Annotated in this window: 13 protein-coding genes and 2 riboswitches; of the genes, 5 read left to right on the plus strand and 8 right to left on the minus strand. The window is 67.6% G+C overall.

What is annotated here, in order from left to right:
• The first annotated feature begins 9 nt into the window (after window positions 1-9).
• Entirely contained in the window at window positions 10-366 is a 357-nt protein-coding gene (locus C167_RS0129110) for a SirB2 family protein (RefSeq protein WP_017521858.1), read from the plus strand.
• On the opposite strand, the gene C167_RS0129115 is transcribed toward C167_RS0129110, so the two are convergent.
• The 4 genes from C167_RS0129115 to C167_RS0129130 all read right to left on the minus strand — a co-directional run bounded on the left by C167_RS0129115 (window position 347) and on the right by C167_RS0129130 (window position 4,536).
• Entirely contained in the window at window positions 347-1,294 is a 948-nt protein-coding gene (locus tag C167_RS0129115) for an NAD-dependent epimerase/dehydratase family protein (protein ID WP_017521859.1), read from the minus strand. The two genes, C167_RS0129110 and C167_RS0129115, sit on opposite strands and share 20 nt — an antisense overlap.
• The gene (locus C167_RS0129120; RefSeq protein WP_026079352.1) at window positions 1,287-2,171 is read right to left on the minus strand and encodes a sugar nucleotide-binding protein; all 885 of its coding nucleotides are present in this window, start codon (window positions 2,169-2,171) and stop codon (window positions 1,287-1,289) included. Before C167_RS0129120 ends, C167_RS0129115 begins: the two co-directional genes overlap by 8 nt.
• Window positions 2,172-2,311: 140 nt before the next feature.
• On the minus strand, window positions 2,312-2,875 hold the full coding sequence (locus C167_RS0129125; protein WP_017521861.1) for a DUF934 domain-containing protein: 564 nt from the start codon (window positions 2,873-2,875) through the stop codon (window positions 2,312-2,314).
• The gene (locus tag C167_RS0129130) at window positions 2,872-4,536 is read right to left on the minus strand and encodes a nitrite/sulfite reductase (RefSeq protein ID WP_017521862.1); all 1,665 of its coding nucleotides are present in this window, start codon (window positions 4,534-4,536) and stop codon (window positions 2,872-2,874) included. The genes C167_RS0129125 and C167_RS0129130 overlap by 4 nt, the downstream gene beginning before the upstream one ends.
• A gap of 345 nt (window positions 4,537-4,881) precedes the next feature.
• Between C167_RS0129130 and ccoG the strand changes: the two genes are divergently transcribed.
• Both ccoG and mapR read left to right on the plus strand, forming a co-directional pair.
• On the plus strand, window positions 4,882-6,291 hold the full coding sequence (gene ccoG, locus C167_RS0129135) for a cytochrome c oxidase accessory protein CcoG (protein ID WP_017521863.1): 1,410 nt from the start codon (window positions 4,882-4,884) through the stop codon (window positions 6,289-6,291).
• An 86-nt stretch (window positions 6,292-6,377) separates the two neighbouring features.
• On the plus strand, window positions 6,378-7,793 hold the full coding sequence (mapR, locus tag C167_RS0129140) for a GntR family transcriptional regulator MpaR (protein ID WP_026079353.1): 1,416 nt from the start codon (window positions 6,378-6,380) through the stop codon (window positions 7,791-7,793).
• Window positions 7,794-8,128: 335 nt separating this feature from the next.
• On the opposite strand, the gene cobM is transcribed toward mapR, so the two are convergent.
• The 4 genes from cobM to C167_RS0129165 form a co-directional block, all read right to left on the minus strand.
• The gene (gene cobM / locus C167_RS0129150) at window positions 8,129-8,875 is read right to left on the minus strand and encodes a precorrin-4 C(11)-methyltransferase (protein ID WP_017521866.1); all 747 of its coding nucleotides are present in this window, start codon (window positions 8,873-8,875) and stop codon (window positions 8,129-8,131) included.
• Entirely contained in the window at window positions 8,872-9,288 is a 417-nt protein-coding gene (locus C167_RS0129155; RefSeq protein WP_017521867.1) for a cobalamin biosynthesis protein, read from the minus strand. The genes cobM and C167_RS0129155 overlap by 4 nt, the downstream gene beginning before the upstream one ends.
• Window positions 9,289-9,365: 77 nt before the next feature.
• Window positions 9,366-10,076 (minus strand): CbtA family protein, encoded by a 711-nt coding sequence (locus C167_RS0129160; RefSeq protein ID WP_017521868.1) that lies wholly within the window; start codon window positions 10,074-10,076, stop codon window positions 9,366-9,368.
• 115 nt (window positions 10,077-10,191) lie between these two features.
• The gene (locus C167_RS0129165) at window positions 10,192-10,377 is read right to left on the minus strand and encodes a CbtB domain-containing protein (protein WP_017521869.1); all 186 of its coding nucleotides are present in this window, start codon (window positions 10,375-10,377) and stop codon (window positions 10,192-10,194) included.
• Between the two features lie 104 nt (window positions 10,378-10,481).
• Window positions 10,482-10,696, minus strand: a riboswitch (cobalamin riboswitch).
• 71 nt (window positions 10,697-10,767) lie between these two features.
• Window positions 10,768-10,963: riboswitch (cobalamin riboswitch) on the plus strand.
• Window positions 10,964-11,056: 93 nt separating this feature from the next.
• Here C167_RS0129165 and cobW point away from each other — a divergent pair.
• Both cobW and cobN read left to right on the plus strand, forming a co-directional pair.
• A complete protein-coding gene (cobW, locus tag C167_RS0129170; RefSeq protein WP_017521870.1) occupies window positions 11,057-12,109 on the plus strand; it encodes a cobalamin biosynthesis protein CobW in 1,053 nt (350 codons plus the stop codon).
• A 213-nt stretch (window positions 12,110-12,322) separates the two neighbouring features.
• Window positions 12,323-16,054, plus strand: coding sequence for a cobaltochelatase subunit CobN (cobN, locus tag C167_RS0129175; protein WP_017521871.1), 3,732 nt, complete (start codon window positions 12,323-12,325; stop codon window positions 16,052-16,054).
• Window positions 16,055-16,090 lie beyond the last annotated feature (36 nt).

The following is a 16,090-nucleotide window of genomic DNA, read 5'->3' on the forward strand; positions in this document are numbered from 1 at the left end:
GGAATCGGTATGTACCTCGAACTCAAAGCACTGCACGTCAGCCTGGCGATCATCAGCACCCTGCTTTTTCTCCTGCGCCTGGGCCTGAGCTGGTGGGGCAAGCGTCCTTCGGGCTGGCAGCGCGGGCTGCCCCATCTGATCGACACCCTGCTGCTGCTCAGCGCCCTGGGCCTGGTACACCTGGCGATGCCCTGGCCGCTACCCGCCTGGCTGCAGGTGAAGCTCGGCCTGCTGGTGCTCTACATCGTGCTGGCAGCCTTTGCCCTGCGCAGCGCCGCAAAGCCGCGCAAGGCGTTGTTCAGCGTGCTGGCGCTGAGCGCGCTGGCCGGCATCTTCTTCCTGGCGGTCAACAAGCCTTGGTGGTGATCAGCTGGGCAAGACCTTCGGCCAATGGCGTGGGCGCGTCCAGCCTGTAGCGCTGCAGCAGGCGGCGGTTGTCGGCGCGAGAGTGGCGAATGTCTCCGTGGCGCGCCGGCCGGTAGGTGATGTCCGGCAGCCCGCCGGTGAGCTTGCCGATCTCGGCCAGCAACTGGTTGAGGCTGGTGGACTGGTCGAGACCGACGTTGATCGCCGACTCTGCCACCTCATCGGCCAACAGCGCCGTGACCAACAGCTTCACCAGATCGCCGACGTAGATGAAATCGCGGGTCTGCTCGCCGTCGCCGAACACGGTGATTGGCAGGCCCTGCTCGGCGCGCCGGGCGAAGATGCTGATCACCCCGGAATACGGCGAGGACGGGTCCTGGCGCGGGCCATAGACGTTGAAGAAGCGGAAGATCGCCGGCTCCAGCCCGTGCTCGCGACGGTAGAAGTCCAGGTAGTACTCGCTGGCCAGCTTGTCCGCGGCGTAGGGCGTCAGGGGCGCCTTCACCACGTCCTCGTCGATGGCGGAGCCTTCGCCGTTCTGCCCGTAGACCGCCGCGCTGGAAGCGAACAGCACCCGGTGGATGCCTTCCTGGCGCATGGCCTCGCAGAGGTTCAGGGTGCCGATGAAATTGGCGCGATGGGTACCCACCGGGTCTTCCACCGAGGCCTGCACCGAGGCGATGGCGGCAAGGTGCACGACGCCCTGGCAGCCGCTGACCGCGCCACGCAGCGCCGCTTCATCGGCAACATCGCCGACGATCAGCTCGACGCGGCCATCGAGGTTCTCGCGCTTGCCGGTGGACAGGTCGTCCAGCACGCGCACGGAGAAACCCTGCGCCAGCAGGGCGTCTGCCAGATGGGAACCGATGAACCCCGCGCCGCCGGTGATGAGGATGGGCTGCGCGGTGGGGGAAAGACGATCAGACATGGCGGTAGTAACGGTCCAGCAAGGCGGGCAGGCCGGCGCGCCAGGCGCGCGGCTTGATACCGAAGGTATGGAGGATTTTCTTGCAGGCGAGCACCGCATGCTGCGGTTCGTCGCCGGCGTCCGGGCGCGCGGCGTGGGCCTGCGGGCTCGGTTCCTGGACGGCCAGGGCATGGAAGGCGCGGGCCTCGCCCAGCACCACCTGGCCCAGGGACAGGGTGGTGGTGGCCTCCAGACCGCCGTAATGGTAGGTGCCCCACAGTGGCGCCTGGCAGTCGAGTTGCTTGAGCACGGAGAGGATCACGCGCGCGGCGTCATCCACCGGAGTCGGGTTACCACGCCGATCATCGGCGAGGAACAGCACCTGCTCTTTCTCGGCACGCTCGAGGAAGCGGCCGAGCACGCCGTCGGCGCTGTCGTCGAGCAGCCAGCCGAAACGCAGCAGCACATGACGCGGACAGGTCGCCCGCACCCACTGCTCCATGCGCCAAAGCGCCTGGCCACGCGGGCCCAGGGGCAGCGGCTCGTCCTTCTCGCTGTAGGCGGTGGCGCGGGCGCCATCGAACACGCGGTAGCTGGACGGTTGGATCAGCAGGATCTCGTGGTGCTGGCACAGCTCGGCCAGACGCTCCACTGCACGTTCCTGGCTGGCCAGGCGCGCGGCGTCAACGGCCTCGGCCTGGAACCAGTCGTAGTAGTAGGCGAGGTTGATCACCGCGTCGGGGCGGGTCTCGTCCAGCAGGACGGTGAGGCTGGAAGCGTCCCAGCCCTGTTCGGGCGGCCGGGGGGCGAGGAAGCCGATGTCTTCCTCGGCGCCAAGGCGGATCAGCGCCTGTCCAAGGGCATTACCGCCACCCAACAGCATCAGGCGCATGCGCATATTCTGGGGGTCACTCGAATCCGTGGGTTACCGCCGGAGCGCGGGGCGCCGGGGATGATACCCGCATTTTTCCTGTGCCCCGGCACAGCGTCAAGCTTGGCCGACCCGCTGCAGACTTCAGCGCACGCGGCGGCGCCGCTCTAGGAGCGGCGGCGGAACAGCGGGCGCGGCTCGATCACCGAACGGCCGTAGAGCACGCTCAAGCCCGCCAACCCCTTCAGTGCGTCGTCCACGGACTTGTCCTCGCGCACGGCAAAGGCATCGAAACCGCACTGGCGCATGTGCGCCAACTGGTCTCGCAGCACGTCACCGACAGCGCGCAATTCCCCGCGCCAGCCCAGGCGGCTGCGCAGCAGGTAGGCCAGGCTGTAGCCGCGACCGTCGCGGAAGCTGGGGAAGTCGATGGCGATGAGCGCCGGCTCCTTCAGTCGCCAGATCAGGTCCTCGGGGTCGTCGTCCGGCGCCAGCCACACACCGTGAGGCTGTAGGAGCGAGCTTGCTCGCGAACCGACCAGCTCCGGCGCCGCCAGGAATTCCTCTTCGCGAGCAAGCTCGCTCCCACAGGTGCCCCGTGCCAGCCAGTCCTTCAGCGGCAGGATCAGGTTGCCCGCGGGCAAGTCGTCCGGCACTTCGCGCAGCAAGGTCCAGGGATCGTTCGGCGCCACTTCCGCCACACCATCACGCAGACGGATCAGATTGTTCATGCCGGCACCTCCGCCTGGCGGTAGACCCGCGCCTTGAAAGGCTCCAGGCCGATACGTTCGACCGTATCGACGAAGCGCTCGCCGACACCGCGCTGCTCCACGTAGGTCTTCACCAGCGCCTCGATCACGTCCGGCACCTCGGCGGCACTGAACGACGGGCCGATCACCTTGCCCAGCGCGCTATTCACGCCCTGTGCGCCACCCAGGGTGATCTGGTACCACTCGCTGCCGTTCTTATCGACGCCGAGGATGCCGATATTGCCGATATGGTGGTGACCGCAGGCGTTCATGCAGCCGGAGATGTTCAGGCTGAGGTCGCCCAGGTCGTGCAGGTAATCCAGGTCCTCGAAGCGCTGCTGGATGCCCTGGGCGATAGGGATCGACTTGGCGTTGGCCAGCGCGCAGAAGTCGCCGCCGGGGCAAGCGATGATGTCGGTGAGCAGGCCCTGGTTCGGCGTGCCCAGCCCGGCGTTGCAAGCCTCCTGCCAGAGCTCACGGAGATCGGACTTGCGCACGTCCGGCAGCACCAGATTCTGTTCATGGGCCACGCGGATTTCGCCGAAACCGAAGCGCTCGGCCCAATCGGCCACCCGCTCCATCTGCTCGGCTGTCGCATCCCCCGGCGGCGCCTCGGCTCCCGGCTTGGTGGACAGCACTACGCTGGCGTAACCCGGCACGCGATGCGGGCGTACGTTGCGCGACACCCAGCGGGCGAAGTCGGCATCGGCGGCCAACGCTGTCCCGTAAGCGAGGTCGTCGGAAACTGCGTAGACCGGCGGCTCGAAGGCGGCGGCCACGCGCTCGTACTCCTCGAGGGTCAGCTGGGCCTCACCATCGCGCAGGTGCTGCCACTCCTCCTCGACCTCTCGGGAGAACGCCTCGATGCCCAGCGCCTTCACCAGAATCTTGATCCGCGCCTTGTACTTGTTGTCACGCCGGCCATGGCGGTTGTACACGCGCAGGATGGCCTCGACGTAGGACAGCAGGTGCCGCCACGGCAGGTCGTCGCGGATCACCTGGCCGAGCATCGGCGTGCGCCCCAGCCCGCCGCCCACCAGCACCTTCAGACGCAGCTCGCCGTCTTCGGCGCGGCGCAGGTAGAGCCCGATGTCGTGCATCATCACCGCCGCGCGGTCTTCCTCGGCGGCGCACAGGGCGATCTTGAACTTGCGCGGCAGGAACAGGAATTCGGGGTTCACCGTCGACCACTGGCGGAGGATTTCCGCCAGCGGGCGTGGGTCGAGGAACTCGTCGGCGGCGACGCCGGCAAACGCCTCGGTGGTGATGTTGCGCACACAATTGCCGGAAGTCTGGATGGCATGCATCTCGACATCGGCGAGACGCTCGAGAATGTCCGGCACGCGCGCCAGTTCCACCCAGTTGAACTGGATATTCTGCCGCGTGGTGAAGTGGCCATAGCCGCGGTCGTGCTCGCGGGCGATCCAGGCCAGGGTGCGCATCTGCTCGCTGGACAGCGTGCCGTAGGGAATCGCCACCCGCAGCATGTAGGCATGCTTCTGCAGGTACAGGCCGTTCTGCAAGCGCAGCGGCAGGAATTCCTCTTCGCTCAGCTCATCGCTCAGGCGACGCTGCACCTGGTCACGGAACTGTGCCACCCGTTCGCGCACCAGGGCGCGGTCGTAATCGTCGTATCGGTACATCGCCAGGCCACCTTCGGATCGTTGCGTGGCGGCCTGCTTCTGTCGTCGGACGCGCCACTTTTCGGTTGACCGAACTATGGCCGGCGCCTGTTGTGCAAAACAGCGGCAGATCGCGCGCTAAAAACCGGATCAGATGCACCCTGCCTCTGCCCCGGCGGGGCTGCGACCGGTTGCCGCAACAGGCCCGATCAGCCGTTCCATCGCGCAGTACGCCAGGCCCGTGGTGCTGCGGCGCGGAGCGATTCTCGCCATCTGATATGGTTTTTTCCGGCGAACCTGAATCTGTTTCGGGTGCAGACCGATTCGTACAGTCGCGGCGCCTCTTCTGCCTGATGGGCCACGACAATGAGCGAAAGAATCCCCGCGAAGGTCATCGAGATCGACGCACCGCAACGTTTTACCCCGCCGCCGAAACCGCTGTCGGCGGTGACCCCGACGGTCTACACCAAACGCTTCGCCGGACGCTTCCGCGACCTGCGCCGGCTGGGCGGCGGCCTGCTGTTCCTGCTGTTCTTCGGCACCCTGTGGCTGCAATGGAACGGCCGCCAGGCGGTGCTCTGGGACCTGCCCGAACGCAAGTTCTACATCTTCGGCGCGACCTTCTGGCCGCAGGATTTCATCCTGCTCTCGGCGATCCTGATCATCGCCGCCTTCGGCCTGTTCTTCATCACGGTGTTCGCCGGCCGCGTCTGGTGCGGCTACACCTGCCCGCAGAGCGTGTGGACCTGGATATTCATGTGGGCCGAGCAGGTCACCGAGGGCGACCGCAACCAGCGCATGAAGCTGGACAAGGGTCCGGCCAGCGCCGAGAAAGTCCTGCGCAAAAGTGCCAAGCACGGTCTCTGGCTGCTGATCAGCCTGGCCACGGCGGTCACCTTCATCGGCTACTTCACGCCGGTGCGGCCGCTGGTGATGGACCTGCTCACCTTCAAGCTCGACCTGGAAAGCACCTTCTGGGTCGCCTTCTTCGCCGCCGCCACCTACGCCAACGCCGGCTGGCTGCGCGAGCAGGTGTGCATCCACATGTGCCCGTATTCGCGCTTCCAGAGCGTGATGTTCGACAAGGACACGCTGATCATTTCCTACGACGCGGCGCGCGGCGAGTCCCGTGGCGCACGCAAGAAGGACGCCGATCCCAAGGCCCTGGGCCTGGGCGACTGCATCGACTGCCAGCAGTGCGTACAGGTCTGCCCTACCGGCATCGACATCCGCGACGGCCTGCAGATCGCCTGCATCGGCTGCGCCGCCTGCGTCGACGCCTGCGACTCGGTGATGGACAAGATGGGCTATGACCGCGGGCTGGTGCGCTACACCTCCGAGCGTGCGCTCGAAGGCGGCAAGACCCACCTGCTGCGCCCGCGCCTGATCGGCTACGCGGCGGTGCTGCTGGTGATGATCGGCGCCTTCGTCTGGGCATTGGAGGCGCGGCCGCTGATCAACCTTGACGTCGCCCGCGACCGTGGCCTGTTCCGCGAGAACGCCGCCGGCGAGATCGAGAACATCTACAACCTCAAGCTGATCAACAAGACCCAGCAGCCGCAGCACTATCACCTGAGCCTCGCCGACGGCGCCGGCTACCGCCTGCAGGGCGTGCCGGAACTGATGCTGCAACCAGGCGAGATCCGCGACTTCGCCATCTCGGTGGCAAGCCTGGCGCAGAGCAGCGCCGGCGGCTCGGTGCCGCTGCACTTCAAGGTCAGCGATGGCAACGAGTCCATCGACGCCGCCAGCACCTTCGTCTCGCCGAGGCGCTGAGCATGGCCAGGGAGCTTGGCGTGACCTCGGCGCAGCGCCTAGAGTGGGCGGACTCTTCCGCCCCCCAGGCCGCCGTGCAGGACAAGATGAAGCGCTACGAGAAATTCGCCGACGAGATCGCCGGGCTGATCCGCAGCGGCGTGCTCGCCCCCGGCCAGAAAGTCCCCTCGGTACGGCACGCCAGCCGCACCTACGGGGTCAGCGCTTCCACGGTGTTCCAGGCCTATTACCTGCTGGAGGATCGCGGCCTGATCGTCGCCCGCGCGCGCTCGGGCTACTTCGTCCGCGAGCATGTGCAGCGCGCCCTGGCCGAGCCGGAAATCGCCCGCCATGACGCGCAGACCACCGAGGTGGACGTCAGCGAACTGGTGTTCTCGGTGCTCAGCTCGATCAAGGACCCGGACACCGTGCCCTTCGGCTCGGCCTTCCCGGCGCCGGAACTCTTCCCCCTGCCTCGCCTGGCGCGCTCCATGGCGCACGCTGTGCGCGACATGGACCCGCGCTCGGTGGTGGCCGACCTCGCGCCGGGCAGCCACGCGCTGCGCCGGCAGATCGCCCTGCGCTACATGGTCGGCGGGATGCCACTGCCGGTGGAAGAACTGGTGGTCACCAACGGCGCGCTGGAAGCGCTGAACCTGTGCCTGCAGGTGGTCACCCAGCCGGGCGACCTGGTGGCCATCGAAGCCCCCGCTTTCTATGCCAGCCTGCAGGTACTGGAGCGGTTGAAGCTCAAGGCCGTGGAAATCCCCGTCCATCCGCGCGAAGGCATCGACCTCGACGTGCTCGCCGACAGCCTGGCGCGCCTGCCGATCAAGGCCTGCTGGTTCATGAGCAACTTCCAGAACCCGTTGGGCGCCAGCATGAGCGAGGACAAGAAACGCGCCCTCGCCGCGCTGCTGAGCCAGCACCAGGTGCCGCTCATCGAGGACGACGTCTACGCCGAACTGTACTTCGCCGCGCAGGCGCCCAAGCCGGTGAAGGCGTTCGATAGCGAAGGGCTGGTGATGCACTGCAGCTCCTTCTCCAAGAGCCTGGCGCCGGGCTACCGGGTTGGTTGGGTCGCTGGCGGGCGCTACGCCGAGCAGATCGAGCGGCTCAAGCTGATGACCAGCCTGTCGGCCTCGGTGCCGGCCCAGGCGGCCATCGCCGATTACCTGCAGCACGGCGGCTACGACCGCCACCTGCGCAAGCTGCGCCATGCGCTGGAAAGCCAGCAGCACGCCATGCTCGCCGCCGTGGCCCGGCACTTCCCTGCCGCTACCCGCGTCACCCGGCCCAGCGGCGGCTACTTCCTGTGGCTTGAGCTGCCCGAGCAGATCGACGCGCTCAAGCTGTTCCAGCTCGCCCACGCCCAAGGCATCAGCCTCGCGCCGGGCCCGATCTTCTCGGCGACGCGGCGCTTCGGCCACTGCCTGCGGCTGAACTATGGCCACCCCTGGACCACGGCCAGCGAACAGGCCATGGAAACCCTCGGGCGGATCATCCATTCGCTGCAGGGCTGAACGCCTGCGTTCGACTGATCCGCACATTCGGAAACGATCTGTATCTGTGCGACGTGTTGTCGCAGACCTACCCTGTCAGGCAGGAAACCCGGACGAGGGACGCTGCCATGGAAGCGGAAGGCCTGACGATCTTGCTGACAGTGTGCGCCGCACTCGGCGTACACCTGTGGGTGCGCTGGTACCTGCGCCGCGGAATGCAGCCGCGTGGAGATCAATGGCTGGCCTGAGCGGCTCTACGTAGGAGCGAGCTCGCTCGCGAACGGCCCAGCTCTGGCGCCCCCAGGAAGGTCTGTTCGCGAGCAGGCTCGCTTCTACTGGAAGCAAAAGCCCGCGTTCTACGGCCGATACAGATGCGCATGCCCTGCGCTGTACAGCGACGAATCGGCAAACCCCTCCGCTCCCAGCACCCTGCCGACCAGGATCAGCGCCGTGCGCCGGAAACCCTTGGCTTCGGCCTTGGGCAGGATGTCGCCAAGGGTGCCGGTGACCTGGTCCTGGTCCGGCCAGCTCGCGCGGTGGACAACGGCGATGGGGCAATCAGCGCCGTAGTACGGCAGCAGTTCTGCAACGATGTTCGGCAACTGCCCCACGCCCAGGTGAATCGCGAGGGTCGCGCGGTGCTGCGCCAGTTCGGCGAGGGATTCACCCTCGGGCATGCGCGTCCTGCTTGCGTAGCGGGTGAGAATCAGCGTCTGCGAGATGTCCGGCAGCGTCAGCTCGCAACCCAGGAGCGCCGCGCAGGCGGAAGTCGCGGTGACGCCAGGGACGATCTCGTAGGCGATACCCAACTCGCGCAGATGGCGAATCTGCTCGCCGATGGCGCCGTACAGCGACGGGTCGCCGGAGTGCACCCGCGCCACATCCTTGCCTTCGGCGTGGGCCTGCGCCAGCAGCGCGATGATCTCTTCCAGAGTCAGTTCGGCGGTGTTCACCGCGCGCTCGGCGCTGTGCCCTTCCAGCACTGTCGGCGGCACCAGCGAGCCGGCGTAGAGGATCACCGGGCAGCTGCGGATCAGCCGCTGGCCCTTGACCGTAATGAGCTCGGGGTCGCCGGGGCCGGCGCCGATGAAGTAGACCGTCATGTGGGCTCCTGTGCGGATTCGACGGGGATGAAGGCGAGCGCGCAAGTGGCTTGTTCGCTGCGGCGCTTGCCCACCAGCAGGCGTGCAGGCGCACCCGCTTGCACCTCGGCCTGCAGCAACGCGGCCGCCTCGGCCACGCTGGCGCTGCCGACAGCCGTGCGCACGGTTTCGGATGGCTCGCCCAAGCGCTTCTCGCAGGCCGCAAGCTGTTGCGGCGTGAACAGCGCCAGCGGCAGGTCGAGCGCGGCGGCCAGCGCAGCCAGCCCTTCTTCGTCGGCCTTCAGCGTGGCGCTGGCCAGCGCAGTGAGATTCGATTCGTCGAGCCCGGCCTCGGCCAGCGTTTCGCGCAGCAGGGCGCGCAGTTCGTCGAGCGGGCAACCCCGGCGGCAACCGAGGCCGGCAACCAGTGTCATGGTCGCTCTCCTGGCAGATGAAAATAAAAACCCCGCAGACGGCAGTGCCGACTGCGGGGTCGAGCATAGCGCGTGGATCAGGCCGACGGCGCGAAGCGGCGGAACAGCCAGGCGGCGAGCAGGCCGAGCGCTACCCAGAAGACCGCATTGGTGACCAGCGAGGCGAGGATGAACTCGTGGGCCAGGCTTTCCGGTGCAAGACTGGAATGCATTTCCGGCTGCGGCGCACCGATCACATGCGGCACTGCCAGCAGCGCGACACCGACGACCTTCAGTGCCCAGTGTCGGCCGAACACCAACAGCGCGAGGCCGGCGGCAGTGGCGGCGGCGGTGCCGATCCACCAGGTCTGCCGCAGGGTCAGGTCGGCGGCGGCGGTGCCGGGGACTTCCGGCGGCAGGCCCAACGAAGGCGCCAGGGTGAACACGGCGAAACCGGCCAGGCCCCAGAGCAGGCCTTCGGAGGTCTTGCCCGGCTCGCGCAGGGTGAACAGGCCGGCCAGCATCAGGGCGAAGCCCACCGCGACCACCAGGTTGCCGCCGGTGGTGGAGAGGATGCGCTGCCAGCCGTCTTCCGGTTCCCAGGCTTGCGCGTCATGGTGGTGGCCAGCGGCAGCACCCTCGGCATGCTCATGAGCGTGCTCCTCGACCAGCGCGGCGGCCGGCTCGGATTTCTCATAGGTCTCCGCCTTGAGGATCAGCGGGGATACCCACAGCAATTGGACGACCGTCAGCACCAGCGCCGCGATCAGACCGGCGAAACCGGCGGTCTGGGCGATACGTTTGATCATTGCAGTTCTCCGGACTCTCGGGCCGCGTATGACAGGCAAAGCATGTTCGTGACCGCATCGAACGAGCAGTCAGGGACGCTTCAACTCAGCCGCGTCTACACGCAGCCCACACAGATCAGTGGCAGGGGAAGCCCGCGCTATGACGGGTATCGTGGGCTGCGTTGTGCACCGCCTCCAGATGCGAGAAGCCGGCGAAATACACCAGCAGCGCACCCAGCAGGCTGGCGCCGACGGCCAGGCTGATGCGCTTGGAAAGGGGGATGGAAGTGCTCGACGCGTGCGTCAGGGTGCTGCTGGACATGAACGTTCCCTCTGAAGATCAAAGTAAGAGAACGCAGAGGTTGAACGCATTCGAACGCGCCGAAACGGTCGCGCCACGGCCTGCGCCCGCCCACCGCGGGTTTGCCAAAACGAAGGATTCCAGGCCGGTCTCCGGGCTTGCGATGTCGACCGTATGGCCGGGCGAGTCAGCCTTCCCATGCGCGAGCACAGTGGCTACCGATGACTCATCAATCGCTTACCGTTGCGGGGGCAGCGCCGGACTTGTCCTTGTGGACGCACCGGCTTCCCGTTTCACCTCGCGCGCGACGGCGCGAGACACCTGAAACCGCGCTAGCTGACCACGAAGGCCCGCAAGCGTCAACCACGCGGCAATCGATCCTCGGCAATTGACCGTGCCGCCTGCGCTGCGTAGCCTTCCTCCCTTCGAGGTTCTCCGGCGCCGGCCGGAGCTAAGAGGGAACGTGGAAATCTTCGGATGCGCCACGGCTGCCCCCGCAACTGTGAACAGCCTGTCTCTTCACGCGCCACTGCCGATTCGGGCGGGAAGGCGAAGGGACGACAGAGGGCTGTGAGCCAGGAGACCTGCCTCGTGCAGCATCAAGACAACCGGGCGGGGTGATCCGGTGGCGACCTTCGTTGCGCGGCGAACCCGCGAGCGCGCCCTTCATCCGCCCTCCAATTTCACTTGCGAGGCGCGCATGAAAACCCTGGCCAAACTCCCCGTCACCATCGTCACCGGCTTCCTCGGCGCCGGTAAGACCACCCTGCTCCGCCACATGCTCGACTCGGCCTCCGGCCGCCGCATCGCGGTGATCGTCAACGAGTTCGGCGAGTTGGGCATCGACGGTGAAATCCTCAAGCAGTGCTCCATCGGTTGCAGCGAAGAAGAAGCGGTCGGCCGCGTCTTCGAACTGGCCAACGGCTGCCTGTGCTGCACCGTGCAGGAAGAGTTCTTCCCGGTGATGCGCGAACTGGTGGCGCGCCGCGGCGACCTCGACCAGCTCCTCATCGAGACCTCGGGCCTGGCCCTGCCCAAGCCGTTGGTGCAGGCCTTCCAGTGGCCGGAGATCCGCAACGCCTGCACCGTGGACGCGGTGATCACCGTGGTCGACAGCCCGGCCGTGGCCGCCGGCACCTTCGCCGCGCACCCCGAGCAGGTGGACGAGCAGCGCAAGCAGGACCCGAACCTGGACCACGAATCGCCACTGCACGAACTCTTCGAAGACCAGTTGGCCAGCGCCGACCTGGTGGTGCTGAACAAGGCCGACCTGCTGGACGCCGAAGCGCTGGCCCGCGTGCGCGCCGAAGTCGCCGAGGAGCTGCCACCGGCGGTGAAGATCGTCGAAGCCAACTCCGGCCAGCTGTCGCTTTCCGTGCTGCTGGGCCTGAACGCCGAGGCCGAGCTGCACATCGACAGCCGCCCGACACACCACGACCACGAAGGCCATGAAGATCACGACCACGACGAGTTCGACTCCTTCCATGTCGACCTGCCGGAAGTGGAAGAGCGCGCTCTGCTGGATGCACTGAATACCCTGGTCGAGCGCCACGCCGTGCTGCGCATCAAGGGCTTCGTCGCCATCCCCGGCAAGCCCATGCGCCTGCTGGTGCAAGGTGTCGGCAAGCGCTTCGACAAGCACTTCGACCGCGCCTGGCGCAGCGATGAAACCCGTGGCACCCGGCTGGTGGTGATCGGCCAGGAATTGGACCAGGCCGCCATCGCCAACGAGCTGCGTACGGCCCTGGCGTGAACCTGACCACCCTCTCCCCCAGCCCCTCTCCCTGAAGGGAGAGGGGAGCTACATCGGCGCTCCGCCGGCAGAACGGTGTATAGGCAAACGCCATGTACGCCTGTGAGCACAAAACCAGCGCGCACGCCGATCCACCCCCTCTCCCTTCAGGGGGGGACGCCCAGTCAGAGGGCTGGGGAGAGGGTGTCACCACCGAGCGATAAGGCCCGATCCATGCACCTGCTGCGCACCCAACCCGGCGGTTTCGTCCCCGACGACGGCATCGCCCATCTGGCCCAGACGCCCGCCGAGCTGGTGATTCTCTGCAGCGGCGACTCGCACCTGGCGCTGCTCGCCGAGGCCGCCCGCGAACTGCCGGAGGACTACCCGAGCCTGCGCCTGGCCAACCCCATGCAGTTGCAGAACCACGCCTCGGTGGACCTCTACGTCGACGAAGTGCTGCAACATGCCAAGGTCATCCTGATTTCCGTGCACGGTGGCGTCGGGTACTGGCGCTACGGCATGGAGCAGTTGGCGGCGCTGGCCGAGCGCGGCGTCACACTGATCGCGGTACCCGGCGACGACAAGCCAGACCCCGAATTGACCGCCCTGTGCAGCGTTGCCCCGCAGGACGCCGAACGCCTCTGGCAATACCTGCGCCAGGGCGGTATGGACAATGCCCGGCACCTCTTCGCCTGCCTCGCCACGCAGCATCTGCAACGCGACTATCCGTGGAGCGAGCCACGAACGCTGCCCCGCGTCGCGCTCTACCATCCACCGACCGGTCACTGCGACCTCGCCCGCTGGCAGGCCGACTGGAAACCCGAGTGGCCGGTCGCCGCGCTGCTGTTCTACCGCACGCACCTGCAGGCGGCGAACACCGGCTTCATCGACACCTTCTGCGAACGCCTGCAGGCCCAGGGCATCAACCCGTTGCCCATCGCCGTGGCCAGCCTCAAGGAAACGGCCTGCCTGGACGCGGTGGAAACCCTGCTCGACAACGCGGACGCCGAGCTGATCATCAACACCACCGGCTTCGCCCAGTCGAACCCGGAGGCGCCACAGGATCGGCCGTTCAGGCGCGACGTGCCGGTGCTGCAGGCCATCTGCTCGCTGGACAACCACGACCTCTGGCGCGCCAACCCACAAGGCCTCGGCCCACGCGACCTGGCCATGCACATCGCGCTGCCGGAGCTGGACGGCCGCCTCATCACCCGGCCGATCAGTTTCAAGGGTCTGGCCTGGCGCAGCGAGCGCAGCCAGAGCGATGTGGTCTGCTACCTGCCGCACCTGCCGGGCATGGACTTCGTCGCCGAACTGGCGCGACGCTGGATGCTGCTGGCGCGCAAGGCCAACGCCGACAAGCGCGTGGCGCTGGTCCTGGCGAACTACCCGACTCGCGACGGACGCATCGGCAACGGCGTCGGCCTCGACACGCCGGCCGCCGCATTGAACATCCTGAGCGCGCTGGAGGCTCAGGGTTATCCGGTCGCCGGTCTGCCCGATTCCGGCACCGCGCTGATCCACCAACTGCTCGGCGGTATCAGCAACGATCCCGACAGCCTCGACCTCCGCCCCTGCGCGCAGAGCCTGGCGCTGGACGACTACCTCGCCTGCTTCGCGCGCCTACCCGCAGCCAACCAGCAAGCGGTTCGCGAGCGCTGGGGCGAGCCGCAGCAGGACCCGATGTTCCGCAGCGGCCGCATGATGGTCGCCGGCCTGCGCCTGGGCCTCGGCTTCGTCGGCATCCAGCCGGCGCGCGGCTACCAGCTCGATGCAGCGGCGATCTACCACGACCCGTCACTGGTGCCGCCCCACGGCTACCTCGCCTTCTACTTCTGGCTGCGCGAGGTGTTCGGCGCCGACGCGGTGGTCCACGTCGGCAAGCACGGCAACCTGGAATGGCTGCCGGGCAAGGGCGTCGGGCTCTCCGAGGAATGCTGGACGGACGCGATCCTCGGACCGCTGCCGAACCTCTACCCGTTCATCGTCAACGACCCCGGCGAAGGCGCACAGGCCAAGCGCCGCGCCCAGGCGGTGATCATCGACCACCTGATGCCGCCGCTGACCCGCGCGGAAAACTACGGCCCGCTGCGCGACCTGGAACGCCTGGCCGATGAGTACTACGACGCCTCCCTGCTGGACCCGCGCCGCGCCAGCGAACTGCGCGGCGACATCCTCACGCTGGTGCGCGACACCGCGCTGGACCGCGAGCTGGGCCTGCAACTGAGCGACGATCCGGAAAGCTGGCTGCCGCAGCTGGACACCTACCTGTGCGACCTGAAGGAATCGCAGATTCGCGATGGCCTGCACGTGTTCGGCGAGTCACCCGTGGGCGAGCTGCGCCGCGATACCTTGCTGTCGTTGGTGCGCATTCCGCGCGGCGATGGTCGCGGTGAAAATGCCAGCCTGCTGCGCGCGCTGGGCGAGGATCTGCAGTTGGGCCGCGACCCGCTGGATGAAGCTTTCGCCGAGCCTTGGGAAGGCCCGCGTCCGGATGTGCTGCTCGCCGTGAGCGACGAACCCTGGCGCAGCAACGGCGACACCCGCGAGCGCTTGGAGCTGTTCGCCCTGCGCCTTATCGATGGCTTGGTCAGCGCGCCCGGCAGCGCCAGCGCGGCGGTCCTTGCACACCTGCACCAGCAGATCGCGCCGGCCCTCGACGCCTGCGGCGCCAGCGAGATCGGCCACCTGCTCGCCGGCCTCGACGGCCGCTTCGTACCGCCCGGCCCCAGCGGCGCGCCCAGTCGCGGGCGGGTCGATGTGCTGCCCACCGGGCGCAACTTCTTCACCGTGGACGTGCGCAACCTGCCCACGCCCACCGCCTTCCGCCTGGGCTTCCAGTCCGCCAGCCGACTGCTCGAACGCCACCTGCAGGATCACGGCGACCACCTGCGCCAGCTCGGCCTGTCGGTGTGGGGGACGGCGACCATGCGCACCGGCGGCGACGACATCGCCCAGGCGCTGGCGCTGCTCGGCGTGCGCCCGGTGTGGCAAGCCGGCAGCCAGCGCGTGGAAGACTTCGAGATCCTGCCGATCAGCCTGCTCGACCGCCCGCGGGTGGACGTGACGCTGCGGGTGTCCGGCTTCTTCCGCGATGCCTTCGCCAACCTGATCCGCCTGTTCGACGCCGCCGTGCAGGCCGTCGCCGCGCTGGATGAGCCGGACGACCTGAACCCGCTGGCCGCCCGCGTACGGGCCGATCAAACGCGGCTGGTGAGCGAAGGGCTTCACGCCGACGAGGCCCGCCGCCAGGCCGGCTGGCGCATCTTCGGCGCGCAGCCCGGCGCCTACGGTGCCGGCGTGCAGGGCGTGATCGAATCGCGCCAGTGGGACAGCCGCGCCGACCTCGCCGAGGCCTACCTGAACTGGGGCGGCTACGCCTACGGCGCCCGCGACGAGGGCACCCCGGCGCGCGAGCGCTTCGCCCAGCGCCTGTCCGGCCTGCAGGCGGTGCTGCACAACCAGGACAACCGCGAGCACGACATCCTCGATTCCAACGACTACTACCAGTTCCAGGGCGGCATGCTCGCCGCCGCCGAGGTCATCCAGGGCCAGTCGCTGTCCAGCTACCACGGCGACCACAGCCAGCCGGACAACCCGCGCATCCGCACCCTCAAGGAAGAGCTCGGCCGCGTGGTCCGCGCCCGCGCGGTGAATCCGAAATGGATCGCCGGCATGAAGCGCCACGGCTACAAGGGCGCCTTCGAACTGGCCGCGACGGTGGACTACCTGTTCGCCTTCGACGCCACCAGCGAACTGGTCGACGACCACCAGTACCGCCTGCTGGCCGACGCCTACCTGCTGGACGACGCCACCCGCGAGTTCATCCGCCAGCACAACCCCGAAGCCCTGCGCGACATCGCCGAACGCCTGGTGGAAGCGCAGCAGCGCGGATTGTGGGAAGAGCCGGGGGAGTACCGGGAGATGCTGGAGAACCTGCTGGTGGATAGCGAAGAGCAGTGAGGAATTTCCAACTTTCGTACGTAGCTTGGGATTCCT

It is taken from the genome of Pseudomonas nitroreducens TX1 (genome assembly GCF_000313755.1).
In the GTDB taxonomy this organism is placed as follows: domain Bacteria; phylum Pseudomonadota; class Gammaproteobacteria; order Pseudomonadales; family Pseudomonadaceae; genus Pseudomonas; species Pseudomonas nitroreducens_A.